The sequence below is a fragment of the Acinetobacter celticus genome, from assembly GCF_001707755.1.
Classification (GTDB): domain Bacteria; phylum Pseudomonadota; class Gammaproteobacteria; order Pseudomonadales; family Moraxellaceae; genus Acinetobacter; species Acinetobacter celticus.
The window spans coordinates 1-22,837 of the sequence record NZ_MBDL01000014.1 but is presented as its reverse complement, the minus strand read 5'-3'; the positions used below and the strand labels follow the sequence as shown (position 1 = coordinate 22,837).

General features: G+C 41.1%; 25 protein-coding genes and 1 pseudogene. 17 read left to right on the top strand and 9 right to left on the bottom strand.

Annotation, left to right across the window (positions count from 1 at the left end):
• Nucleotides 1-60 precede the first annotated feature (60 nt).
• From rluB to BBP83_RS14125, 3 genes are read right to left on the bottom strand one after another with little or no spacing between them, the layout of a single operon-like run.
• Nucleotides 61-1,161: a 23S rRNA pseudouridine(2605) synthase RluB gene (gene rluB / locus BBP83_RS14135; RefSeq protein WP_078055458.1), complete on the bottom strand. Its 1,101-nt coding sequence runs from the start codon at nt 1,159-1,161 to the stop codon at nt 61-63.
• A gap of 41 nt (nt 1,162-1,202) precedes the next feature.
• Nucleotides 1,203-1,799, bottom strand: a complete 597-nt coding sequence (scpB, locus tag BBP83_RS14130) for an SMC-Scp complex subunit ScpB (protein WP_068889657.1) — start codon at nt 1,797-1,799, stop codon at nt 1,203-1,205.
• Nucleotides 1,796-2,590 (bottom strand): segregation and condensation protein A, encoded by a 795-nt coding sequence (locus BBP83_RS14125; RefSeq protein ID WP_068889655.1) that lies wholly within the window; start codon nt 2,588-2,590, stop codon nt 1,796-1,798. The genes scpB and BBP83_RS14125 overlap by 4 nt, the downstream gene beginning before the upstream one ends.
• A 296-nt stretch (nt 2,591-2,886) precedes the next feature.
• On the opposite strand from BBP83_RS14125, the pseudogene BBP83_RS14120 reads away from it, so the two are divergent.
• Nucleotides 2,887-3,620: pseudogene (locus BBP83_RS14120) on the top strand (GNAT family N-acetyltransferase).
• A gap of 32 nt (nt 3,621-3,652) precedes the next feature.
• Here BBP83_RS14120 and BBP83_RS14115 read toward each other — a convergent pair.
• The 3 genes from BBP83_RS14115 to BBP83_RS14105 all read right to left on the bottom strand — a co-directional run bounded on the left by BBP83_RS14115 (nt 3,653) and on the right by BBP83_RS14105 (nt 5,345).
• Nucleotides 3,653-3,922, bottom strand: coding sequence for a hypothetical protein (locus tag BBP83_RS14115; RefSeq protein ID WP_068889652.1), 270 nt, complete (start codon nt 3,920-3,922; stop codon nt 3,653-3,655).
• Nucleotides 3,923-3,956: 34 nt separating this feature from the next.
• A complete protein-coding gene (locus BBP83_RS14110; protein WP_068889646.1) occupies nt 3,957-4,574 on the bottom strand; it encodes an L-threonylcarbamoyladenylate synthase in 618 nt (205 codons plus the stop codon).
• Nucleotides 4,575-4,682: 108 nt separating this feature from the next.
• Nucleotides 4,683-5,345 (bottom strand): elongation factor P hydroxylase, encoded by a 663-nt coding sequence (locus BBP83_RS14105; RefSeq protein ID WP_068889644.1) that lies wholly within the window; start codon nt 5,343-5,345, stop codon nt 4,683-4,685.
• A 97-nt stretch (nt 5,346-5,442) separates the two neighbouring features.
• Here BBP83_RS14105 and BBP83_RS14100 point away from each other — a divergent pair, with 97 nt between their 5' ends.
• The 6 genes from BBP83_RS14100 to lysM all read left to right on the top strand — a co-directional run bounded on the left by BBP83_RS14100 (nt 5,443) and on the right by lysM (nt 9,187).
• Nucleotides 5,443-6,000: a YceD family protein gene (locus BBP83_RS14100; protein WP_068889642.1), complete on the top strand. Its 558-nt coding sequence runs from the start codon at nt 5,443-5,445 to the stop codon at nt 5,998-6,000.
• Nucleotides 6,001-6,075: 75 nt separating this feature from the next.
• A complete protein-coding gene (rpmF, locus tag BBP83_RS14095) occupies nt 6,076-6,258 on the top strand; it encodes a 50S ribosomal protein L32 (protein WP_068889640.1) in 183 nt (60 codons plus the stop codon).
• Nucleotides 6,259-6,462: 204 nt separating this feature from the next.
• On the top strand, nt 6,463-7,449 hold the full coding sequence (gene fabD / locus BBP83_RS14090) for an ACP S-malonyltransferase (RefSeq protein WP_068889639.1): 987 nt from the start codon (nt 6,463-6,465) through the stop codon (nt 7,447-7,449).
• Complete coding sequence (gene fabG / locus BBP83_RS14085) at nt 7,446-8,180, top strand: 3-oxoacyl-ACP reductase FabG (RefSeq protein WP_068889637.1); 735 nt, start codon at nt 7,446-7,448, stop codon at nt 8,178-8,180. Before fabD ends, fabG begins: the two co-directional genes overlap by 4 nt.
• 83 nt (nt 8,181-8,263) lie before the next feature.
• Nucleotides 8,264-8,500: an acyl carrier protein gene (gene acpP, locus BBP83_RS14080; protein WP_068889754.1), complete on the top strand. Its 237-nt coding sequence runs from the start codon at nt 8,264-8,266 to the stop codon at nt 8,498-8,500.
• 213 nt (nt 8,501-8,713) lie between these two features.
• Nucleotides 8,714-9,187, top strand: coding sequence for a peptidoglycan-binding protein LysM (gene lysM, locus BBP83_RS14075; RefSeq protein WP_068889635.1), 474 nt, complete (start codon nt 8,714-8,716; stop codon nt 9,185-9,187).
• Nucleotides 9,188-9,260: 73 nt separating this feature from the next.
• Here the strand turns inward: lysM and BBP83_RS14070 are convergent, their stop codons facing one another.
• Entirely contained in the window at nt 9,261-9,728 is a 468-nt protein-coding gene (locus tag BBP83_RS14070; protein WP_068889633.1) for an Lrp/AsnC ligand binding domain-containing protein, read from the bottom strand.
• A 140-nt stretch (nt 9,729-9,868) separates the two neighbouring features.
• On the opposite strand from BBP83_RS14070, the gene BBP83_RS14065 reads away from it, so the two are divergent.
• The 5 genes from BBP83_RS14065 (at nt 9,869) to BBP83_RS14045 (ending at nt 15,531) form a co-directional block, all read left to right on the top strand.
• A complete protein-coding gene (locus tag BBP83_RS14065; protein WP_068889631.1) occupies nt 9,869-11,134 on the top strand; it encodes a D-amino acid dehydrogenase in 1,266 nt (421 codons plus the stop codon).
• 32 nt (nt 11,135-11,166) lie between these two features.
• Nucleotides 11,167-12,276, top strand: a complete 1,110-nt coding sequence (gene alr / locus BBP83_RS14060) for an alanine racemase (RefSeq protein ID WP_068889629.1) — start codon at nt 11,167-11,169, stop codon at nt 12,274-12,276.
• A gap of 39 nt (nt 12,277-12,315) precedes the next feature.
• Nucleotides 12,316-12,672, top strand: a complete 357-nt coding sequence (locus BBP83_RS14055; RefSeq protein WP_078055457.1) for a RidA family protein — start codon at nt 12,316-12,318, stop codon at nt 12,670-12,672.
• Between the two features lie 142 nt (nt 12,673-12,814).
• Nucleotides 12,815-14,239, top strand: coding sequence for an amino acid permease (locus BBP83_RS14050; RefSeq protein ID WP_171258119.1), 1,425 nt, complete (start codon nt 12,815-12,817; stop codon nt 14,237-14,239).
• A 185-nt stretch (nt 14,240-14,424) separates the two neighbouring features.
• The gene (locus tag BBP83_RS14045) at nt 14,425-15,531 is read left to right on the top strand and encodes an acyltransferase family protein (RefSeq protein WP_068889623.1); all 1,107 of its coding nucleotides are present in this window, start codon (nt 14,425-14,427) and stop codon (nt 15,529-15,531) included.
• Between the two features lie 91 nt (nt 15,532-15,622).
• On the opposite strand, the gene hemJ is transcribed toward BBP83_RS14045, so the two are convergent.
• The gene (gene hemJ / locus BBP83_RS14040; RefSeq protein ID WP_068889621.1) at nt 15,623-16,075 is read right to left on the bottom strand and encodes a protoporphyrinogen oxidase HemJ; all 453 of its coding nucleotides are present in this window, start codon (nt 16,073-16,075) and stop codon (nt 15,623-15,625) included.
• 25 nt (nt 16,076-16,100) lie between these two features.
• Entirely contained in the window at nt 16,101-17,330 is a 1,230-nt protein-coding gene (locus BBP83_RS14035; RefSeq protein WP_068889619.1) for a beta-ketoacyl synthase N-terminal-like domain-containing protein, read from the bottom strand.
• A 270-nt stretch (nt 17,331-17,600) separates the two neighbouring features.
• Between BBP83_RS14035 and BBP83_RS14030 the strand changes: the two genes are divergently transcribed.
• The 5 genes from BBP83_RS14030 to BBP83_RS14010 all read left to right on the top strand — a co-directional run.
• Complete coding sequence (locus BBP83_RS14030; RefSeq protein WP_068889617.1) at nt 17,601-19,043, top strand: EcsC family protein; 1,443 nt, start codon at nt 17,601-17,603, stop codon at nt 19,041-19,043.
• A 154-nt stretch (nt 19,044-19,197) separates the two neighbouring features.
• Nucleotides 19,198-19,572 (top strand): 30S ribosomal protein S12, encoded by a 375-nt coding sequence (rpsL, locus tag BBP83_RS14025; protein ID WP_002050319.1) that lies wholly within the window; start codon nt 19,198-19,200, stop codon nt 19,570-19,572.
• A 177-nt stretch (nt 19,573-19,749) separates the two neighbouring features.
• The gene (gene rpsG / locus BBP83_RS14020; RefSeq protein WP_068889615.1) at nt 19,750-20,220 is read left to right on the top strand and encodes a 30S ribosomal protein S7; all 471 of its coding nucleotides are present in this window, start codon (nt 19,750-19,752) and stop codon (nt 20,218-20,220) included.
• Nucleotides 20,221-20,350: 130 nt separating this feature from the next.
• Nucleotides 20,351-22,489 (top strand): elongation factor G, encoded by a 2,139-nt coding sequence (fusA, locus tag BBP83_RS14015; protein WP_068889752.1) that lies wholly within the window; start codon nt 20,351-20,353, stop codon nt 22,487-22,489.
• Between the two features lie 90 nt (nt 22,490-22,579).
• Nucleotides 22,580-22,837 (top strand): GTP-binding protein (locus tag BBP83_RS14010; protein ID WP_245669766.1); only part of this gene is annotated, 258 nt, incomplete at its 3' end.

Sequence of the window (22,837 nt, the reverse complement as noted above, 5' to 3'; positions counted from 1 at the left end):
AATTTTTTCATGCATAAAAAAGCCACTATTTTATAGTGGCTTTTTTATTTTTAGATTGAATTAAAACTTTTTAAAGCTTTTGTTTGCGCCATATGGTTTACGTGGTGCATTTTCGTCACGACGCTCGCGGTTGCCAGCGTTGTCGTCACGACGTTGACCATAGGTATTGGTACTACTATCTTGACGGCGTTGACCATAGGTGTTTGGGCTGCTGTCTTGGCGACGTTCGCGTTGCTGACCGTATTGATTTGTTTCATCACGGCGTTCACGTTCACGACCAAAAGCAGGTTTTTGTTGTGCACCTTCGTCTTCGCTGTCACGGCGTTGTTGACGTAAGAAACCACCACGGCGTGCTGCCATTGGTTTATCTTGCATACGCTCGTTACGGCGTTTTGCCATGCCGAATAAGCCTGTACCTTGGCGTGGCTTAAGCTCAACCGATTTGGTTAAGTTGTCGATGTCGTTTTTATCTAGTTCCATCCAACGACCTGTACGAAGCTCGCGTGGAAGAATCACGGTGCCATAACGGGTACGTAATAAACGGCTAACCTTTAGACCTTGTGATTCGAAGATACGACGTACCTCACGGTTACGACCTTCTTTTACCACCACTTGGAACCAACGGTTAATACCGTCGCCACCAATTTCAGTGAATGATTCGAATTTTGCAGGGCCGTCATCTAACATCACGCCTTTGAGCATGGTGTTTTTAATTTGTGGGGTTACTTCGCCCATCACACGAACAGCATATTCACGTTCAATTTCATTTGATGGATGCATTAAGCGGTTGGCCAATTCACCATCATTTGTGAACAACAATAAGCCAGTCGAGTTAATGTCTAAACGACCAACCATCACCCAACGATCGCCTGGTATTTGAGGTAATTGCTCAAATACTGTTGGACGGTTTTCAGGGTCATTGCGTGAGCAAATTTCACCTTCAGGTTTGTAGTAAATGAGCACACGACGACGAATTTCGTCTTCAATTTGGAATGCAACTTTACGGCCATCAATGCGAAGCTCATCTGTTGGCTCAATGCGTTCACCGACTTGGGCAACTTGCCCGTTTACACTTACACGTCCAGCGGCAATGACTTCTTCCATATAACGGCGAGAACCCAAACCAACACGTGCAAGCACCTTTTGCAATTTTTCACTCATGACAGTATAACCTTAGAAATTATCATCAACAGTTCACCTATTTATGACTTCGGTACATTTGCATCGAGGGTCATAAAAGCTTCCTTGGCATCCTGTAGGGGAGGCAATTGACCTAAAGAGTGAAGGCCAAAAGCATTTAAAAATTGTGGCGTTGTAACTAACAACGCAGGTCTTCCAGGGAGTTCTCGGAAACCAGATTCTTTAATCCAGTTCCAGTCAAACAGCGTGCGTAACATTTGGCTGTTATTGGTGACTCCGCGAATTTGTTCAATGTCTGCTCGTGTCACTGGTTGATGGTAGGCAATCACAGCGAGTGTTTCGAGCAACGATGGCGATAACCGAGTTGGTCGTTCAGGCCATATCTGTACAATAATATTACGATATTTCGCACGAACTTGAAATCTGTAACCTTGTACAGTTTCAACCAATTCGATAGAACGCCCATGTTGCAACAAGGTGAGTTGTTGCAAAAAGTGGCGAATTTCTTGTTTGCTATAACGGTCTTGAAAGGCTTCTTTTAAGCGCGCAACAGATACAGCAACGTCGCTGGCAAAGATAATTGCTTCTAGTTGCATGAGTACTTCATGTACATCTTCTGCTTGTTTGGGCTGTGCATCTAGATTTAATTCGTAATTCATATATGAGCACCCTGAATGGCAAGCGGGGCTTCAACACCAGAAGCAACAATATTGACTCTTTGTTGACGCGTCAGTTCTAAAATAGCCATAAAAGTCACAACCAAACCCATTCGACCTTGGCTCGGTTTTAATAAGGCGTCAAATTCGAGGATTGCACCGTTTTGTAATTGACTTTCAATATAGGCAATACGTTCTTCTAATAAAACTGGTTCTTGCATAACCTGATGAACCACAGGTTCAGGGCGATTAAACACGCACAGCAAGGCATCACGAAGCGAGTCAATTTGATAACCATCATTGCTTTGTTCAAAGTGACCTAAGTTGACATTGGTTTCAAAGGTATCACGTTCTAAAATACTCATCTGACCAAGGCGTTCGGCAGCCTGTTTAATCCGTAAATAATTTTCTAAACGGTCAATCAATTCTTGTTTAGGGTCGTTTTCAACCGCAGAAATATTTTTAGGTTTTGGTAGGAGTAAACGTGATTTTAAGTCCGCCAAGAGTGCGGCCATAACCATATAATCGGCAGTCAGCTCAATGTTAAGTGACTTCATTGAATCCATGTAGGATAAATATTGTGCTGCAATTGGGGCAATATCAAGTTGAAGTAAATCAAAACCATTTTTTTGAATCAGGTAAATCAAAAAGTCGAGCGGGCCTTCGAAATGTTCTAAAAGAATTTCAAATGCAGCTGGAGGGATGTAAAGATCCTCTGGAATAGCATCTTGCCACTCATCTAAAACACGGATGTGTGCAGGTTGCTCCATTGGCTCATGGACAATTTGATTCATTACAATTATAGGCCACGCGAATTTTCAAAAGCATGAAAAAGCTATTTCAAATCAATTTAGAAATGCTGTCGCGAGCATTTGATGAGAAAAAGCAGAGATAAAGTACGGCAGTAGTCTAATGGAAAAACGCACTAAAATAAATCATGAAGGGTTCAAATCATGAAAAAAACCTCAAAATAAATAGGGAATAATGCTGATTGTGATTGTTTAACAGCAAGTTAGCGATTTTATATCGTGTTTGTGCAGATTTACTGTAAATATAGATGTGTTTGAAAGTCTACAGTCTGGTTTTATCTATGAAAAATGATCCAAAAATACAACAAAATGAATTTGGACAAATGGTGGGGTGGCCAGTTGAACAACATTTAGTTCCGCATATTGCAACTCAAACTTTGCAGGGACAAAGGCTCAGTCTTATACCGTTTTCTTTAACCTCCTTATCTCAGATGAAGCAGGATCAGCTGTGGTATAACATACAGACTGAACCCGATGGGCGTTGTTGGACGTATCTTCCTTATTCGGGTTTTGACAGTGCCCAAGACTTACAGACGCAATTGACGCAAAATTTTGGCTTCGTAGAAACGCTACATTATTTTATTGAAACGCAACAAGGCATTGCAGGGTGGGTTGCATTGTTAAATTTACGTGCCACGCAGGGTGTTGTTGAAATTGGTAATGTGTATTTTCACATGTTTTAAGGCAGTCGACAGCATCAACGGAAGCTATTTTTTTACTGTTACAGGCATGTTTTAAACAAGGGTTTCGTCGCGTGGAATGGAAGTGCGATGATCTAAATGTGCCATCAAAACGTGCAGCATTACGTTTTGGCTTTCAATATGAAGGCACATTTCGCCAAGACCGAATCGCTAAAGGGCGTAATCGAAACACCGCTTGGTTTTCTATTATTGATGAAGAATGGCCTGAATTAGAGCAAGCCTATATTGCGTGGCTACATCCCAATAATTTTGAGCATGATGGACAGCAAAGAAATCGGTTACAAAACTTTATTCAACAAGATTGCGCTGAATAGACGCCGACACATCACTCAAAGTGAGCGCTGATTTAAGCATTATTGAGTGCATATTCAATCACATGTAAGCACTGTTCTCGCATACAGAGGTTTGAAGATTGGTTCTTTTGTAAAATATTTTTGGCTAAATTTACTTCTAAAAAATACTCAAAAATGAAATGACCGCTGTTGATGTTTATGACGCCTTCCGCGGGTTCTAGGATAACTTGAGCCTCGGACTCTAAGGTCCAAGGCTCAATGGCATAAATGGTTTCATCATCTTTAAAATCATGGATGTTCAGTAAAACTTGAAATAAATCCATTTTTACTGCTCCTATCATTTAGTTTGATTTGTATTTATTCAAACGCGCTGACATCGCCAGCACCGCGACGGATGATTTCGGGAAATGCACCTGCTAAATTTACAATACTGGTGGTATTGAGCGTACCTAAGCCACCATCAATTAAGACATCAATTTGTTTACCAAGTTGCATCTCAATATCATAAGGGTCATCAATGGGTTCATTCTGATCGGGCAAAATTAAGGTTGATGTCAGTAACGGTTCGCCCAGTTCTCTTAACAACATTTGGCAAATCGAGTTACTGGGAATACGTAGGCCAATGGTTTTCTTTTTTGGATGCATTAAACGACGGGGCACTTCGCTGGTTGCAGGTAAAATAAACGTAGTGATGGCGGGTGTATTGCTTTTAAGCAAACGATACATGGCATTGTCTACTTTGGCATACGTTGCAATATCAGACAAATCTGCACAAATAATAGCGTATTGATGCTTTGCATCTAAGCGACGAATTTGTGCAATACGCTCCATGGCACTTTTATTGCCAATTTGGCAGCCAATGGCGTAGGCGGCGTCTGTGGGATAGACCACCACATCGCCTGCACGGATACGTTCGACGGCTTGGCTGATTAAGCGAGGCTGAGGATTTTCGGGATGTACGCGTAAATGCAGCATATCTTTTCCTCCAGATTTTGGCTTTATAGGCTATTTTTTTATCGGTTTAAACTATTATGAATCTGCGCGCTATAGGCATGCAATCTATTAGAGAAGGAATTGTGTCATTTAATCAAGCATTTCACGTTGAAACTCATTCGATTGTAAACTTTTGCCACTTCGGGTACAGAAACAAATGCAATCAATAAAATGTTTTGCGTCACGGGGAAGTGTTGCTTCGCCACTAAAATAACGCTGTAACTGTGCGTAGACATTGTCTTTAAAAGAAGCACCGCTACCCGCATCGCCCGTTAAATTATCTAGTGATACGCGAAAATTAAGGTCAAAAGCTTTAGAAAACAACCACTCAATGGCTTGAGGTTTAATTTCAACGCGTTCAAATAGCGCTTGTTGTTCTGCTGTACGACCATCGGGTGCGTACCAATAACCTAAATCTGGAAGCAAGCGGCGTTGTTCACCTGCAATCGTCCAGTGGCTAATTTCATGTAGTGCGCTATTAAAAAAACCATGAGCAAATTGAATGCGGGCGGGACTGGTTTCGTCAGCAGGGAAGTATTCAGGTTCAAAATCACCTTTGACTAAATTGACATTCAGATGGGAAAACCAATGATTAAAGTGTAAGATAAGCCAATCGACTTGTTCTGATTCTGTTTGTAAATTCGCCCATGGCAATGGTTGCACTTGTGGCTGTGAGGTGTCAGAATTAGAGCTTGAAAGCGTGCTAACAAGTGATGAAATATTCACTTCTGTTTGCGGCTGCAACAGATGCATGACTGAAATTACCCAATTGGTCTGTCTAAATAAGTACAAAATTGTATCTTAATCTTTGACAGAGTACTTATGAATTTGTAGAATTGCCGCCTTAATTATGTCAGCAAATACCTTTCCGGCACAGATAGAGCCGTTTAAATGGGCCGAACAGGGCTTCAAATGGTCAGGTCAACTGCCATTATCACGCTTTGTTCGAATTTCCCGTGAAGCTGTTGGATCAATTGATGATCAATTGATTAACATAGACTGTAAGCTATCAATGGATGCCTATCATCGCATTGTATGGCTAGATGGTCACGTTGAAACAAAAGTATCTGTAGAATGTCAGCGTTGTCTGAACTCTGTGGGTCTTGAACTTGTTTTAGATTTCCATCTAGCTCTTGTGGATGATGAGTCACTGATAGAGCGCTTGGATGAGGATGCTGATTTCATTGTTCTAGGTGAAAGTGAAGCAACGGTTAAGGGAAGCTATGATGCACCTGCGACTGCTGATTTACTCGCACTCATAGAAGATGAGTTGTTATTGTTGATGCCGTTGTCCCCAAAGCATGAGTTTTGTGAACATAAGCATCAGCCTGCCGTAGAAGAGCTTGCTGAAGAAAAGCGGGATAACCCGTTTGATGTTTTGGCAGGTTTGAAGGGTAAACTTAACTAATTTTTGTGTTATACTGTAAAGTATAAGACAACTGAATTTGTTCTGATCCATTTTTTCGATTTGTAAGGAGCCATCATGGCCGTTCAGCAAAACCGTAAAAGTCGCTCTCGCCGTGACATGCGCCGTTCACATGACGCTTTAACCGAGAATGCATTATCAGTAGATCAAACTACTGGTGAAACTCACCGTCGCCACCATGTTACTAAAGATGGTGTCTACCGTGGTCGTCAATTATTCGCTAAAGTAACTGCTGAATAATTGATGATGTATTAAGCGTCAAGCTTAGTAGAAAAAATGGGAGCGCAAGCTCCCTTTTTTTGTCTGCGTTTTTTGTTGTATTTGGCAATTACTAAAAGCAAAATTAAATGTTAAATTTCCGCTCCAGATAAGGGCTAATATAAGATATTGCTGAAATATTGAACGGTTGTCATGTTTTGGTGGGTCTTAATTAAAGGATTTTTTATGTCTGCTAAACAATTCGAGCAAGCAACTTTGGCAACAAAAACTGCATTTTTGTTTCCTGGGCAAGGTTCGCAGAAAGTTGGTATGCTCGCTGAACTTGCAGAACAGTTTAGTAGTGTTCAAGCAACGTTTACTGAAGCATCGGAAGCCGTTGGTTTTAATTTATGGCACATTGCACAAAGTGGTGAAGGGTTAAATCAAACTGAATTTACCCAACCCGTTTTATTAACAGCAAGCATTGCTTTGTGGCGTGTATGGTTGGAACTAGGCGGTGTCGTACCAAAGTACTTGGCTGGTCACTCTTTGGGTGAGTACAGTGCTTTAGTGGCTGCTGGTGCACTAAGCTTAGGCGATGCGGTTAAGTTGGTGAACTTACGTGGCAAATTAATGCAAGACGCGGTTCCTCAAGGTCAAGGCGCAATGTCAGCAATTTTAGGTCTAGACGATGCTAAAGTTCTTGAACTTTGCGAACAAGTCAACCTACAAGGACGGGGTTCTGTTGAAGCTGCAAACTACAATGCCAAAGGCCAAGTTGTGATTGCAGGGGATAAAACACAGGTTGAAGCTGTGATGGAATTAGCAAAAGAAAATGGCGGTAAAGCGATTGCGTTGCCTGTTTCTGTGCCGTCACATTGCTCTTTAATGAAACCAGCTGCGCAACTGTTTGCAGAGGCTTTGGAACAAACGGCCATTGAGCTACCGCATATTCCTGTAATACAAAATGTCAATGCTGAAGTCGCGACAGATGTGGCGCAATTGCGTCAAGCATTGACGGCACAGTTGTATGAATCAGTGCAATGGACTAAAACCATGCAGTTGATACAGGATCAAGGTGTTCAGTTTGTTGCTGAATGTGGTCCAGGTAATGTACTTGCGAATATGGCAAAGCGTTTGCCAAATATCGAAAAAGCATTTCCGCTGGACAGCAAAACTCGTTTGGAAGATGCGTTAAACGCCATTTTAGTGGCTGAAGGAAAAATTGCATGACACAAGAACGTAAAGTTGCACTAGTAACAGGTGCAAGCCGAGGGATTGGTGCTGCCATCGCTCAGCAATTAATTCAAGATGGTTATTTTGTTGTTGGCACAGCAACTTCTGAATCAGGCGCAGAAAAATTATCTGTTACATTTGGTGAAAATGGTGCAGGGAAATTACTTGATGTCCGTGATGGTGCAGCAATTGATGCATTAGTCTCAGACATTGAACAAAATTATGGCTCAGTGCTGATTTTGGTCAATAATGCAGGTATCACCAAAGATAATTTGTTACTTCGTATGTCGGAAGATGATTGGGATGACATTCTCAATATTCATTTAAAAGCGGTATACCGTTTGTCTAAACGTGTGCTGAAAGGTATGACTAAAGCACGTTTTGGTCGAATTATTAATATTAGTTCTGTGGTTGCACACTTTGCAAACCCAGGCCAAGCCAATTATTCTGCGGCTAAAGCAGGTATTGAGGCATTCGGTCGCAGTCTTGCAAAAGAAATGGGCAGTCGCCAAATTACAGTCAATGCTGTGGCGCCAGGTTTTATTGCAACTGAAATGACAGAACAATTGAGCGAAGAAATTCGTAAAAAAATGAGTGATCAAGTGGCATTAAACCGCCTTGGTGATCCACAAGATATTGCCAATGCTGTAAGTTTCTTAGCTTCAGAGCGAGCAAGTTACATCACTGGTACAGTTTTACATGTGAATGGTGGCTTATACATGGCTTAATGCGATGTATAAACTTTCCAAATTTTTTATATTCAATTAAACTAACGGCATTAAAAACGCCACAAGCAATGAGGAGAATTCCTGTGAGCGATATCGAGCTACGCGTTAAACAAGCAGTTTCTGAGCAACTTGGTCTTAAAGTTGAAGAGATTAAAAACGAAGCATCTTTTATGGATGACTTGGGTGCTGACTCTCTAGACCTAGTTGAGCTTGTTATGTCTTTCGAAAATGACTTCGACATCACTATTCCAGATGAAGATTCTAACGAAATCACAACTGTACAATCTGCTATTGACTATGTTTCTAAGAAGCTAGGTTAATAATCGATTTTCAGCTTTGCTGAAATAAAAAAGGTCACCAATTTTGGTGGCTTTTTTTATGGGCGACATTTGACTGCTGTCTTTACATGAATTTACGTTTTTAACACTAATGGCAACCTAATGTTGCTGATTTTTTCGCTATAAAAATAAGGCGACAAATATTTTGAATGATTAAATTTAAACGATAAGACAAAACAATAAGGAGTACACAACATGGGGCTTTTTGATTTTGTAAAAGGCATTGGTAAAAAAAATACAGCACCAGCAGAGCCACAAGCTGCACCAGCCGCTCCCGCAGAACCATCGGCACAGGAAATTGCCAATAAACTTTTGGGGCATATTAAGGGCCTAGGTCTACCAATAACAGGTTTATCTGTGAGCTATAATTCAACTTCCGATTTAGCAACGGTCAAAGGGCAAGTACAAACGCAGGCAGATCGCGAAAAAATTGTACTGGCCGTGGGTAATATTGACCATGTAGCACAAGTCGATGATCAGCTCACGGTGGTGACACCAGAAGCAGAAAGTAAATTTTATACAGTAAAATCGGGTGATAATTTGTCTAAAATTTCTAAAGAATTTTATGGCGATGCCAATCAGTACAATAAAATTTTTGAAGCCAACCGCCCATTATTAAAAAATGCCGATGATATTTTTCCAGGGCAGGTGCTACGGATTCCTGCGTAACTGCCTCAGGTTAAATTAGGGCATAAAAGTCGCTGTTATTACAGCGACTTTTTTATGGCTAAAGTGCTTTTATTTAAGCATCTATATCTAAATATAGGCCTTCTTTGACTTCTTCCATGACTACGTAGCTGTGAGAGGAAGCAGAAGCTGGCAGTTTTTTTAGAATATTGCCCAATAGTTTTCGGTAAGCACTCATCTCTTTTAAGCGTGCTTTTATTAAATAGTCGAAATCGCCAGAAATCAGGTGACATTCTAAAACTTCGGGAATTTCTGATAGGTCGCGGGCGACTTGTTCAAATACATCGCCTGATTTGGCGGAAAGCTTAATTTCAAGAAAAACCAGTAAGCGTTTATCTACCAATTCAGGATTCAGTCGAGCGTAGTAGCCCATAATAATGCCATCGCGCTCTAGACGTTTGACCCGTTCTGAACACGGGGTGGTCGAGAGATTCACTTTGGTTGCCAATTCACTAATGGCGATACGTCCATTCTTTTGCAGAATGTCTAAAATCATGCGGTCTATACGGTCTAGTTTACGCATTTATATTTCCCTGTCTTTTGCATAATTTCACGACAAAACATGTGAATTCACTGAAAATAACGTCTAAAAATAGAAAATTCAACTATTGATCCAACAATATACTAGTTAAATAAACTAGGGATAGGGTTGAGGTCAAGACTATGCGTGTAATTGTTCTAGGCAGTGGTGTCATTGGCGTAACCAGCGCTTATTATTTGGCAAAACAAGGTGCAGAAGTTACTGTACTTGATCGTCAAGCTGGGCCGGCAGAAGAAACCAGTTTTGGCAATGCAGGACAAATCTCACCAGGTTATTCGACTCCTTGGGCAGCCCCTGGTATTCCTTTTAAAGCAGTCAAATGGATGTTTCAGCATCATGCACCTTTAGCGGTGCAACTGGACGGTAGTATGTGGCAATTGCAATGGATGATGCAAATGCTGAAAAACTGCGGTGCAGATCAATATGCGGTAAATAAAGAGCGTATGGTGCGTGTGGCTGAATATAGTCGCGATTGTTTGCGCACACTGCGTGATGAAACGGGTATTCGCTATGAAAACCGTTCTAAAGGTACGTTGCAAATTTTCCGTAAAGAGTCGCAACTTGACGCGGTGCAACGTGACATTGAAGTATTGAAAGAAACGGGCGTTGAATTTGAGCTGTTAGATCGTGAAAGTTTGGGTCGTGTAGAGCCTGCATTAGCCGAAGTTAAAGATAAATTGGTCGGTGGTCTTCATTTGCCGAATGATGAAACAGGCGATTGCTACTTATTTACCAATGCTTTGGCAACAGAGGCCAAAGTGATGGGTGTGGATTTTCAGTTCAATCAAAATGTTGAAAAATTGATTGTTGAAGGTGGTGAAATTAAAGGTGTCTTGGTCAATGGGAAAGTGTTGACAGCTGACCGTTACGTTTTAGCCTTTGGTAGTTACTCACGTGATTTCTTAAAACCATTAAATTTAGATTTACCTGTTTATCCTGTGAAAGGTTATTCGTTGACAGTGCCAATTGTTGACCCGAGTCATGCACCACAATCGACGGTATTGGATGAAACCTATAAAATTGCGATTACCCGTTTTGATCAGCGCATTCGTGTTGGTGGTATGGCGGAACTCAGTGGCTTTAATTTGGGTTTGAATGAAGACCGTCGTGGAACGTTGGAAATGGTCACACGCGATTTGTTCCCAGGTGGCGATTTAGAACAAGCGTCGTTCTGGACAGGTTTGCGTCCAATGACACCAGACAGTACGCCAATTATTGGTGCGACCCAATATAAGAACCTCTTTCTAAATACAGGACACGGTACGTTGGGTTGGACGATGGCTTGCGGTTCAGGAAAATTGATTAGCGATTTAGTGCTTGGGCATACGCCTGAAATTAGTACCGATGGCTTATCTCTGCAACGCTATACGCATGTACATGCGGCTTAAAAAATAATGTAATACGTTCAAGGAAGAACATTATGCCACGGCCAATTCAAGCATTTATTCACCTCGATGCCTTAGCGCATAATCTACAAGTTGCAAAAAATAACGCAATCGCTTCACAAGTCTATGCAGTGGTCAAAGCCAATGCATATGGTCATGGTATAGAGCGAGTCTATGATGCATTCAAGCAGGCTGACGGTTTTGCCTTGCTTGATATTGCAGAGGCTGAGCGTTTACGTGCCTTGGGCTGGCAGGGTGATATTTTATTGTTAGAAGGTATTTTCAGCCTACAAGATCTAGCGGATTGTCATCGACTAAATCTCAGTTTTACTCTGCATAGTGCGCATCAAATTGAATGGTTGCAGCAATTTCAGCACAGTCATTCGGATGCTCAATTCAATATTTTTGTCAAAATGAATTCAGGCATGAATCGTTTAGGTTTTTCGCCTGAAGATTATCAAAATGCGTGGCAACAACTTAGTCGTTTGTCCTGTGTTCACACCATGACCCATATGATGCATTTTTCCGATGCCGATGGGATGCGTTTTGGTGAATTAGGTATTCAGTATCAATATGAACTTTTCCAACAGATTATTCAGCAATTTCCTGCACCTGTCACAGTAAGTAATAGTGCGGCCATCTTGCGACATTCTGTTGATTTACATTCAGATATTGTGCGCAGTGGCATCATGCTCTACGGCAGTTCACCTGATTATCCTAGCCATCGCATTCAAGATTGGAACTTGCTTCCAAGTATGAGTTTGCGCAGTGAAATTATTGCGGTGCAAAATTTATCGGAAGGCCACAGTGTGGGTTACGGCTCTCGTTTTGTTGCAGATCGACCGATGCGGATAGGCGTGGTTGCTTGTGGCTATGCAGACGGCTATCAACGACTCTCTGCGACGGGAACACCTGTATTGGTAAATGGTCAGCGTACACAGTTGGTTGGTCGCGTCAGTATGGATATGCTCACAGTAGATTTGACCGACATGCCTCAAGCAGATGTTGGTGCAGAAGTGGTGTTGTGGGGCAATTCATCTTGTGGTGCGGTGCTTTCAATTGATGATGTCGCACAGGCTTCGGGCACAGTGGGCTATGAGTTGATGTGTGGCGTTACACAACGTGTCCCATTTGTTATTCAGTAAAATTACTTTAGTTGTCTTAATTTTTAAGGAAATAAAATCATGTCAGACCCTATTCAGCGAATCAACAGCAATGATTTTATGAGCGCAGTGACTGTTTTTAATCAGGTGGTTTATCTTTCAGGCCAAGTTCCTAAAAACCCTGAAAGTGGTATTGAGGCGCAAACTTTGGATGTGCTGAATACCATTGATCAATTGTTAGCACAGGCGGGCAGTGATAAATCCAAGATGCTCTCTGCACAATTATTTATTAAGAATTTATCAGATTTTAAAACCGTCAACGCACTTTGGGCCGAATGGTTGAAAGACAGTCCAAAGCCAGCACGTGCGACCATACAAGCTGAACTCGTCAACCCAGATTGGTTGATTGAAATAGCAGTAATTGCAGCACAGCCTTAAATTGTGCTGTTTTTTGTATTGAATTTTCCACAGCTTTAACAGCAGTTTGAATCCAATAGGACATTGGATCGCGCAGATAAGGTAAAATATTGCCCCACTGCGCTGTTAAAGCTGTTCAATAAGGATGTTAGAAATGACCCAAATGCATCAAGAAGACGTGCAATCGTCGCCTCCAGATGAGTTGCAGCGCAAGCTGTCTAACCGTCACTTACAGCTAATTGCCATTGGTGGTGCAATTGGCACGGGCTTATTTATGGGCTCAGGTAAAACCATTTCTTTGGCTGGCCCATCCATTTTATTTATTTATATGATTATCGGACTGATGTTTTTCTTTCTGATGCGTGCTTTGGGCGAAATTTTGCTGTCCAATTTGCACTACAAATCATTTATTGATATGGCACATGATTTGATTGGGCCGGGGGCTGGCTATTATATTGGTTGGTCGTATTGGCTGGGTTGGGTTTTGGTGGGTATTGCCGATTTAGCCGCAATTATTAATTATCTCGGGTTTTGGTTACCGCCTGATATGGCGTTTACCCCGATGGGACAGGCGTTGATTAGTGTCGGCTGCGTGTTGTTGGTTTTGGGTTTGAATTTGCTGACGGTTAAATTGTTTGGTGAAGTAGAGTTTTGGTTTGCACTAATTAAAATTTTAGCCATTTTAGGCTTGATTTTTATTGGTGGTTTTATGGTGTTTAACCACTTCCATTCACCTGATGGTACAGCCTCTAGTTTTACTAATGTTTGGTCGCATGGTGGCATGTTCCCTAAAGGAGCAGGTGGCTTTTTAGCAGGTTTCCAAATTGCATTATTTGCCTTTGTTGGGGTGGAATTGTTGGGAACTATGGCTGCTGAAACCAAAGATCCTGAAAAGAACTTACCAAAAGCGGTGAATGCAATTCCAACACGTATTATCCTATTTTATGTGTTGTCGTTGTTTGTAGTGATGTCCGTGACCCCATGGGATAAAATTCCGTCAGATCAAAGCCCATTTGTGTCGTTATTTTTGCATGCAGGTATTCCAACCTCTGCCATTATTATGAATTTGGTGGTGCTATCTTCTGTCATGTCTTCTATGAATAGTGGTGTATTTTCAACCAGTCGGATGTTGTTTGGTTTGGCCCGTGGTGGACAAGCACCTCAAGCTTTGGCGCGTTTATCCAAGCGAGCTGTTCCTGCGCAAGGTTTAATTTTTTCCTGCTTCTTTATTATGGCGGGTGCGGGCTTGCAGTATTTTGTTCCCAATACTATTGAAGCGTTCACCTTGGCCAGTTCATTGTGTGTGATTCTATTTATTAGTATTTGGGGCATGATTATGGTGTGTTATTTACGCTACCGTAAAATCAGTCCGCAATTACATGAGCGTTCTCATTTTAAAATGCCGGGTGGTATTTGGATGAGCTATATTGTTTTGGCCTTTTTATTTTTTACTTTAATTATTTTAAGTTTAGAGCCAGACACTTTAAAAGCGCTGATGATTAGCCCATTGTGGTTGGTTATCTTGGCGGTTACGTATCGCGTTTTATATTTACCACGCATCAAAAAACGGCCACTTGAACAAGTGTAATTGATAAAAATAGATGAATAGCCCGTTTGATCACGGGCTTTTTTATAGCTGAGGATTTGCAGTTCTGTCGTATTTATTCAATCAAATAAGGCACATGAATAATTTGTAATAATTAAAAAGTGAAAAATATACGCAATTCGCATCTAATAGGCTTCTTTTAAAGCCAAGAATAAAATAACTGTCTTATGCGAAATTATAAAATTGATCTGTTGCGAGGTATTTCTATTCTTTTGGTGTTGCTACATCATTTTAATATTCCTTATAAATTACACGATACTTTTTTAGGAGTTCAGGTTTTTGGAGAAAGTTTCAGTACTTTAATTGCACGCAATGGTAATTATGGTGTGACCATGTTTTTTGTTATTTCTGGTTTTTTAATTACACAGCATACTTTGCAACGCAGTGGCACATTGGCACAAATTAAACTTAAAGACTTTTATATTCGCCGTATTGCACGCATTTTTCCTTGTTTGGTGCTACTGGTTGTCATGGTTACATGCCTTGGTGCTTTGGATTTAAAACCGTTTATGAATCAAGCACCCAATGGGGTGGAAGTATCGTATGGTCTAACTGTATTTTCAGCTTTTGGTTTTTGGATGAATCAGCTGATAATTGAATATGGTTGGGTTAATTATGCGCTAGGGGTGTTGTGGTCGCTATCGGTGGAAGAAGTATTCTATTTGGCTTTTCCTTTATTGTGTTGGGGCTTAGGGCGTGGCAAAGGTTTGATTTTGTTTTTACTGGCGGTAATTTGCTATGCACCATATTTCCGTTGGTTGCATTTTGGCGAAGAAAGTGGTGCTTATCTTTATCATTATTTTTCTAGTTTTGATGGTATTGCCATGGGTTGCCTCACCGCAATTTATGCGCAACATTTTAAAGGTGCAATTCATAATCAAAAAATGATTATTACCATGACGGTATTTCTCATGATGGTTTTGTATTTGTATGCACCCATTAAAGAGGTGAGTACATGGGGTATCAGTGTATTTGCCCTACTTACTGCATTACTTGTATTTTGTTTTGCACAAGAGCCGAAAGCTGAACCTGTTTCATACACAGCAAAGAGCTTAGTTTGGATTGGGCAACGCAGTTATGAAATGTATTTATTTCATTTGATTATTTTGGGCTTAATGAAAGTGGTGTATTTGCCTAAAGAAACAGTATCTGTAGAAAAATTGATGTTATTGCCCATTTATTTGATTGCAGTGTTTATTTTAAGTTGGCTAATTGAAAAATATTATTCCACAACATTGAATGTGAAAATTAGAAAAAGATGGATTAAATCTTAAATTTTATCAGCTACAACAGATAAAAAAGCCCCGAATCAATCAGGGCTTTGATTACAACATTATTTTTTAAAGCGAGTTATTGAATATCGTCTTAAAATGTCGGTTTGACCACCACTAAAATCACCACTGTAAATAAAATCAGAGTTGGCATTTCATTAAAGTAACGCCAAAACTTGTGTGATTTGTAATGTGCATGACCGATGAGTTTCTTGCGGTAGTAACCGCAAACAAAATGGTAAATCACCAATAAACCGACTAAGCCAACTTTGAGATAAAACCACAAGGCATCATGGTAGTGACGCGTTGCATCGCCCCAATCTACCAAAAAATGCGCTGTAATTAACGTCGCAATCATGGCAGGCCACATAATGCCACGGTAGAGCTTACGTTCCATGATTTCAAAACGTTGATGACTAACAGTGTCATCACTCATTGCATGATAAACATACAGCCGTGGTAGGTAAAACAGTGCTGCAAACCAACACACCACGGCAATAATATGTAATGCTTTTACCCAGAGGAAAGCATCAGAAGGAGCATCCATTAAGTCACCCTAAGGGCGGTTTAACTTAGCCTTCCCACTTTTTGAAAATGAGACAAGCGTTTACACCGCCAAAACCAAAACTGTTACTCATGACAGTATTCAATTTTGCGTCGCGTTTTTCAAGCACGATATCAAAAGGTTTAGCGCCTTCGTCCAATTCAGTCACATTAATATTCGGTGCAATAAAGTCATTTTGCATCATCAATACAGAATAGATAGCTTCATGAACACCAGCTGCACCTAAGCTATGACCTGTCATTGACTTGGTCGAGCTAATCGGTGGGACTTGACCTTCGCCAAATGCACGTTCCATAGCTTTTAGTTCAGTTACGTCACCTGCAGGAGTAGACGTACCATGGGTATTGACATAGTCAATGCTGTCTACGCCGTGTTGTTTGGCTTCTTCTAAGGCCATAAGAATACAGCGTGTTGCGCCTTCACCGCTTGGTGCAACCATGTCTGCACCATCAGAGTTGGCTGCATAACCCACGATTTCAGCTAAAATTTTTGCGCCACGTGCTTGGGCATGTTCTAAAGATTCAAGCACCACGAAACCGCCACCGCCTGCAATCACAAAACCATCACGGTCAGCAGAGTATGGGCGTGATGCCGTTTCTGGTGTGTCATTGTATTTAGAACAAAGCGCGCCCATTGCATCAAACAATAAACTTTGTGACCAGTGATCTTCTTCACCGCCACCTGCGAGCATTAAATCTTGTTTGCCCATTTGAATCAGGTTGTAAGCATAACCAATTGCATCGGCTGATGTTGCACATGCGCTAGTAATGGTGTGAGCCATACCTTGCATTTTAAATGCAACACCTACGTTTGCTGTAATGGTGTTGGTCATGTTGCGTGGCACAAAGAATGGGCCAACTTTACGTGCACCTTTGGTGTCTAGCAGTTCTTTCATTTCAATGACTGATGCTGTTGAGCCACCACCTGAACCGCCCGCAATACCATAACGTGGGTTGCCACCCATTTGTTCTGCTGTGAAGCCTGCATGCTCGACAGCAGCTAAAGCTGCGTTGTAAGCATACATGGCACAAACACCCATAAAGCGTTTTAAGCGACGGTCAATACCATCGAAATCTTGTTCAGCAGCTGCACTGACATGACTCTTAAAATTCATTTCCGCATAAATTGGGTTTAAACGTGTTCCTGAAATCCCGTTTTGCAAAGAGTGTGTAACATCTTCCAATGTATTACCAATGCATGAGTTAATGCCCATACCAGTGATTACAACACGTTTCATTTACAGATCCCTTATATATTGAGGCTGAGATGCCTAGCTTCAGCGCTGAAGTCAGTCGCTGGTCGCTACATTTCATGTTTACTATTGCAATTATGATAGCAGAAAGGTTTTTGAATTCTTATGGCAAATCCTATGCCTATTTCAAGGCTTTTATCTTTCGGTCATGATTGTGCATTAATTAACTAAAAGATACACAATGATATTGAGATAAACTGCGACAGCACCTAGTATTTATCAATAATTTCAAGAATTGAATAGGCAGAGGAAAGAATGGCAGATTCTAATAATAAACGTACTACAGGATTCCTATCGAATGCTTTTGGAGTGGCTAAAAAGCTCAGCACAACAGGAGTGTCTTTGTTGAACCATGTTGCCCCTGATTCTGTCACGCCGTTTTCTGCATCGGCAAATTATGCTCAGACCATTGACGGTACTGCACATCATAAAGGCAACTTTTCAGCAAAAAACTATGACAACCCACAACAAGTACTACGTGAACACCTGCCAAATGTTTCGCGTCAGCTGTTAGGTCGACATTATAATAAGGTGAATAATGTGGCTAATTTTGTATCGCCTCAATTTTCAGACAAAATTTCAGATTATCTTTTCGACCAGTTAAATCAATTCAGTAATAACTTAAGTTCAGTAGATGATGTGCTGGATCAGGCTGGTATACGTGATTTAGAACAATTAACCCAAGATGTTGATCGTTCTAAACGGCTTAGCCAAGCTTTGGCCGAACAAAATAAATGGATTGCATCATTACAAGGCGCGCTGACAGGAGCAACGGGGATCATTGGTTCAAGCATTGATATTCCTGCATCATTGGTCATGTCGTTGCGAGTGATTTATCAAGTTGGACGCTCTTACGGATTTGATTTGAGTAAAGAAAGTGACCAAGAAATTGTGCAACATATTTTTAAGCAAATAGATTTGGGACTGATTGCTGAAAAACAAGCACTTTTGATGGCAATAAAAGCATTGGTTTCTACCATTCAAAGTCATGATGTCGTACAGTTACAACAGATGTTGGGTTCGAGTAATGATATTGAAATACTAAAAAAATATTTTGTAGATCAAAACGGTCAGTATAAGTGGACTTGGTTGAATCATCTGCCAAACGCTTCCATGTTAGATAAACTGACCAAATTGACCCCTCTTGCGAGTGCGGGAATTAGTGCAGTATATAGCCGACGTTTGGTTGATGAGGTAAATCAGAAAGCACAGCAAGTTTTTTCAAATGCACGTCAATATCTCATTCAACACACAGATACTCAACTTTCTCCATTGGGTGCTTATGAAAAATCTTTAGAGTTGTTAGCACAAGCTACACCAAAATTATTGGAATCTATTAAATCAATTGAACATAGTTTGAAAGAACCCTTGTTAGATCGGCAAATTACACTCTCCGATAATAAAAATATAAGCCAAGTCAAAGTGGTTAAAAAAACCAAGGCACGACCTGCGACCAAAGAAGAAAAGGGCGCACAGGTTTCAAATGAACTGAATGCTTTAGCAAAAAAAGAACTTGCGCCCAGTGAGGCTGTTCCACCTCAACAACCGGCTTTAGCTGAAACAGAAGAGGAAGTTTGGGAAGCAGAATTTGATACAGATCATGTGGCAGAGGTTGAAGAACCAAGTGTTATTGAAGATGTACAAAATCCCATCAAAAAAAGTGTTACAAGAAAATCAGTGACTAAAGTACCGAAATAAGAGCTTTATTCACTAAAAAAAACACTAGAAATATGATTTGGTTAAGATTTGATTGTATGCTGAATCTTGACCATTTGGCTATCCTGAATTACAATTGCATGCCCTCAAAAAGCAGTATGTTTTTGAGGCTTTTTATTAACGGGAGATTTGCCAAATGGCAACAACAAATCAGTTGATCCGTAAGGGTCGTACGACTTTGGTTGAAAAATCAAAAGTTCCTGCGTTGAAGGCTTGTCCGCAACGTCGTGGTGTTTGTACACGTGTTTACACAACTACACCTAAAAAACCTAACTCAGCAATGCGTAAAGTTTGCCGTGTTCGCTTAACTTCTGGTTTTGAAGTTTCTAGCTACATCGGTGGTGAAGGCCATAACCTACAAGAGCACAGTGTTGTTCTTATCCGTGGTGGTCGTGTTAAAGACTTACCAGGTGTACGTTACCATACCGTTCGTGGTTCTTTAGACTGTGCTGGCGTGAAAGATCGTAACCAGTCACGTTCTAAATACGGTACTAAACGTCCGAAAAAATAATCTTTCGAGATTATTTTAAGAACGTAGAACCGCAATCCTTTATCGTCTCGCTTGTCTGATTTCTGCATTTAATTTTGTGAAATTCAAGCGACGTGTAGTAAGGCCAGCGAAAGGTACATGACACTTTGTACTCATGCTGGATAAACCTGAAGTGTCAATTTTATTAGGTGTATTAAAATGCCAAGACGTCGCGTAGTTGCTGCCCGTGAAATCCTTCCGGATCCTAAGTTCAGCAGCCTAACAATCGCTAAATTCATGAACCACGTAATGCAAGATGGTAAAAAATCTATTGCTGAAAGTATCGTTTACGGTGCTTTAGATCGCGTTCAAGAAAAATCAAAAGTAGATCCAGTAGAATTTTTTGAAGCTACGCTTGAAAAAGTTCGTCCTATGGTCGAAGTAAAAGCACGCCGTGTTGGTGGTGCTACATACCAAGTACCTATGGAAGTACGCCCATCCCGTCGTACTGCCTTAGCTATGCGTTGGTTAGTAGATGCTGCTGCAAAGCGTTCTGAAAAAACTATGGCTTTACGTCTTGCTGGTGAGTTGCTTGATGCATCTGAAGGTAAAGGCGCAGCGGTTAAAAAACGTGAAGATGTGCACCGTATGGCTGAAGCCAACAAAGCATTCTCTCACTACCGTTTCTAAGCAAATAAAACAGGCCCTTATCAGGACAGTGATGATTTGGGTTTCACCAAATTGTCATCAAAGCGCTTTAAGTTGCTAGCAACTTAAAGCGTCCTGTTTTAAACAACAAAATTTAGGAATGCAAGAAATCATGGCTCGTCAAACCCCAATTTCTCGTTACCGTAACATTGGTATCTCTGCGCACATTGATGCTGGTAAAACCACAACGACTGAACGTATTTTGTTCTACACAGGTGTATCTCACAAAATTGGTGAAGTACATGATGGTGCAGCAACAATGGACTGGATGGAACAAGAGCAAGAACGTGGTATTACAATCACTTCAGCTGCGACTACTACATTCTGGTCAGGTATGTCTAAGCAGTTTCCTGAACACCGTATCAACGTAATTGATACACCGGGACACGTTGACTTCACAATTGAAGTTGAGCGTTCTATGCGTGTTCTAGACGGTGCATGCATGGTTTACTGTGCTGTAGGTGGTGTTCAACCTCAGTCTGAAACTGTATGGCGCCAAGCGAACAAATACCAAGTACCTCGTTTAGCATTCGTGAATAAGATGGACCGTACAGGTGCAAACTTCTTCCGTATTGTTGATCAAATGAAAACACGTCTTGGTGCTAATCCAGTACCAGTAGTGATTCCAGTTGGTGCTGAAGACAACTTCAAAGGTGTTGTTGACCTACTCGAAATGAAATCAATCATTTGGGATGAAGCATCTCAAGGTATGCAATTCGAATATGGCGAAATCCCTGCTGACCTAGTTGCTACTGCTGAAGAATGGCGTACTAACATGGTTGAAGCTGCGGCTGAAGCATCAGAAGAATTGATGGACAAATACTTAGAAGAAGGTGAGCTTTCTAGAGAAGACATCGTTGCTGGTATTCGTGCACGTACGCTTGCTGGCGAAATTCAGCCAATGCTTTGTGGTACAGCGTTCAAAAACAAAGGTGTTCAACGTATGTTGGATGCTGTGATTGAATTCTTACCATCACCAACTGAAGTTAAAGCGATCGAGGGTATCCTTGATGACAAAGCTGAAACTAGAGCAACGCGTGAAGCATCTGATGACCAACCGTTCTCTGCGTTAGCGTTCAAAATCATGAACGATAAATTCGTAGGTAACTTAACTTTCGTACGTGTTTATTCTGGTGTGCTTAAACAAGGCGACCCAGTATACAACCCAGTTAAAGCTAAGCGTGAACGTATCGGCCGTATCGTGCAAATGCATGCGAATGAACGTCAAGATGTTGAAGAAATCCGCGCTGGTGACATCGCTGCATGTGTAGGTCTTAAAGACGTTACTACTGGTGATACATTATGTGATGAGAAAAACATCATCACTCTAGAGCGTATGGAGTTCCCAGAGCCAGTAATTTCTTTAGCTGTAGAGCCTAAGACAAAAGCTGACCAAGAAAAAATGTCTATCGCTTTAGGTCGTTTGGCAAAAGAAGATCCATCGTTCCGTGTTCGCACAGACGAAGAATCTGGTCAAACAATCATTGCAGGTATGGGTGAGCTTCACCTTGACATCCTTGTTGATCGTATGAAACGTGAATTCGGTGTTGAAGCGAACATTGGTAAACCAATGGTTGCTTACCGCGAAACAATCAAAAAGACTGTTGAGCAAGAAGGTAAATTCGTACGTCAAACCGGTGGTAAAGGTAAATTCGGTCATGTATATGTTCGTTTAGAGCCTATGGATGTTGCTGAAGCTGGTAAAGAATACCTATTTGCTGAAGAAGTTGTCGGTGGTACTGTACCTAAAGAATTCTTTGGCGCGGTTGACAAAGGTATTCAAGAACGTATGAAAAATGGTGTATTGGCTGGTTACCCTGTTGTGGGTATCAAAGCGACACTATTTGATGGTTCTTACCATGATGTCGACTCTGACGAATTATCGTTCAAAATGGCAGGCTCTTACGCTTTCCGTGATGGTTTCATGAAAGCAGATCCAATTTTGCTTGAACCAATCATGAAAGTTGAAGTAGAAACTCCAGAAGACTACATGGGCGATATCATGGGTGACTTAAACCGTCGTCGTGGTATGGTTCAAGGCATGGACGATTTACCTGGTGGTACTAAAGCAATTAAAGCTGAAGTTCCATTGGCTGAAATGTTCGGTTACGCAACTTCAATGCGTTCTATGTCTCAAGGTCGTGCGACATATTCTATGGAATTTGCGAAATATGCTGAAACTCCACGTAACGTGGCTGAAGGCATCATTTCTAAGTTCCAGACTGGCGGTAAAAAAGGTGACGACGAGTAATCTTTCGATTACTATTAAGCCAACTAATTCATAGTTAAAAAATCAAGCTCATGGGTTTATCCCCCATGAGTAGTTTAAAAGGAAGATCTCATGGCTAAGGCTAAGTTTGAACGTAATAAGCCACACGTTAACGTGGGCACAATTGGTCACGTCGACCATGGTAAAACAACTTTAACAGCTGCAATTGCAACTGTATGTGCTAAACAATTTGGTGGCGAAGCGAAAGACTACGCTGCAATTGACTCTGCACCTGAAGAAAAAGCACGTGGTATTACAATTAATACATCACACGTAGAATACGATTCAGTTATTCGTCACTACGCTCACGTAGACTGCCCGGGTCACGCC

Coding starts and splice junctions, on each gene's coding strand:
- alr (WP_068889629.1), top strand. CDS start 11,167: ATGCCACGGCCAATTCAAGCATTTATTCACCTCGATGCCTTAGCGCAT.
- rpsG (WP_068889615.1), top strand. CDS start 19,750: ATGCCAAGACGTCGCGTAGTTGCTGCCCGTGAAATCCTTCCGGATCCT.
- BBP83_RS14045 (WP_068889623.1), top strand. CDS start 14,425: ATGCGAAATTATAAAATTGATCTGTTGCGAGGTATTTCTATTCTTTTG.
- rpsL (WP_002050319.1), top strand. CDS start 19,198: ATGGCAACAACAAATCAGTTGATCCGTAAGGGTCGTACGACTTTGGTT.
- BBP83_RS14110 (WP_068889646.1), bottom strand. CDS start 4,574: ATGCTGCATTTACGCGTACATCCCGAAAATCCTCAGCCTCGCTTAATC.
- BBP83_RS14055 (WP_078055457.1), top strand. CDS start 12,316: ATGTCAGACCCTATTCAGCGAATCAACAGCAATGATTTTATGAGCGCA.
- BBP83_RS14105 (WP_068889644.1), bottom strand. CDS start 5,345: ATGCATCTGTTGCAGCCGCAAACAGAAGTGAATATTTCATCACTTGTT.
- BBP83_RS14070 (WP_068889633.1), bottom strand. CDS start 9,728: ATGCGTAAACTAGACCGTATAGACCGCATGATTTTAGACATTCTGCAA.
- BBP83_RS14100 (WP_068889642.1), top strand. CDS start 5,443: ATGTCAGCAAATACCTTTCCGGCACAGATAGAGCCGTTTAAATGGGCC.
- fabG (WP_068889637.1), top strand. CDS start 7,446: ATGACACAAGAACGTAAAGTTGCACTAGTAACAGGTGCAAGCCGAGGG.
- BBP83_RS14125 (WP_068889655.1), bottom strand. CDS start 2,590: ATGAATCAAATTGTCCATGAGCCAATGGAGCAACCTGCACACATCCGT.
- BBP83_RS14035 (WP_068889619.1), bottom strand. CDS start 17,330: ATGAAACGTGTTGTAATCACTGGTATGGGCATTAACTCATGCATTGGT.
- lysM (WP_068889635.1), top strand. CDS start 8,714: ATGGGGCTTTTTGATTTTGTAAAAGGCATTGGTAAAAAAAATACAGCA.
- hemJ (WP_068889621.1), bottom strand. CDS start 16,075: ATGGATGCTCCTTCTGATGCTTTCCTCTGGGTAAAAGCATTACATATT.
- fabD (WP_068889639.1), top strand. CDS start 6,463: ATGTCTGCTAAACAATTCGAGCAAGCAACTTTGGCAACAAAAACTGCA.
- rpmF (WP_068889640.1), top strand. CDS start 6,076: ATGGCCGTTCAGCAAAACCGTAAAAGTCGCTCTCGCCGTGACATGCGC.
- rluB (WP_078055458.1), bottom strand. CDS start 1,161: ATGAGTGAAAAATTGCAAAAGGTGCTTGCACGTGTTGGTTTGGGTTCT.
- BBP83_RS14030 (WP_068889617.1), top strand. CDS start 17,601: ATGGCAGATTCTAATAATAAACGTACTACAGGATTCCTATCGAATGCT.
- scpB (WP_068889657.1), bottom strand. CDS start 1,799: ATGAATTACGAATTAAATCTAGATGCACAGCCCAAACAAGCAGAAGAT.
- BBP83_RS14115 (WP_068889652.1), bottom strand. CDS start 3,922: ATGGATTTATTTCAAGTTTTACTGAACATCCATGATTTTAAAGATGAT.
- BBP83_RS14050 (WP_171258119.1), top strand. CDS start 12,815: ATGCATCAAGAAGACGTGCAATCGTCGCCTCCAGATGAGTTGCAGCGC.
- BBP83_RS14065 (WP_068889631.1), top strand. CDS start 9,869: ATGCGTGTAATTGTTCTAGGCAGTGGTGTCATTGGCGTAACCAGCGCT.
- fusA (WP_068889752.1), top strand. CDS start 20,351: ATGGCTCGTCAAACCCCAATTTCTCGTTACCGTAACATTGGTATCTCT.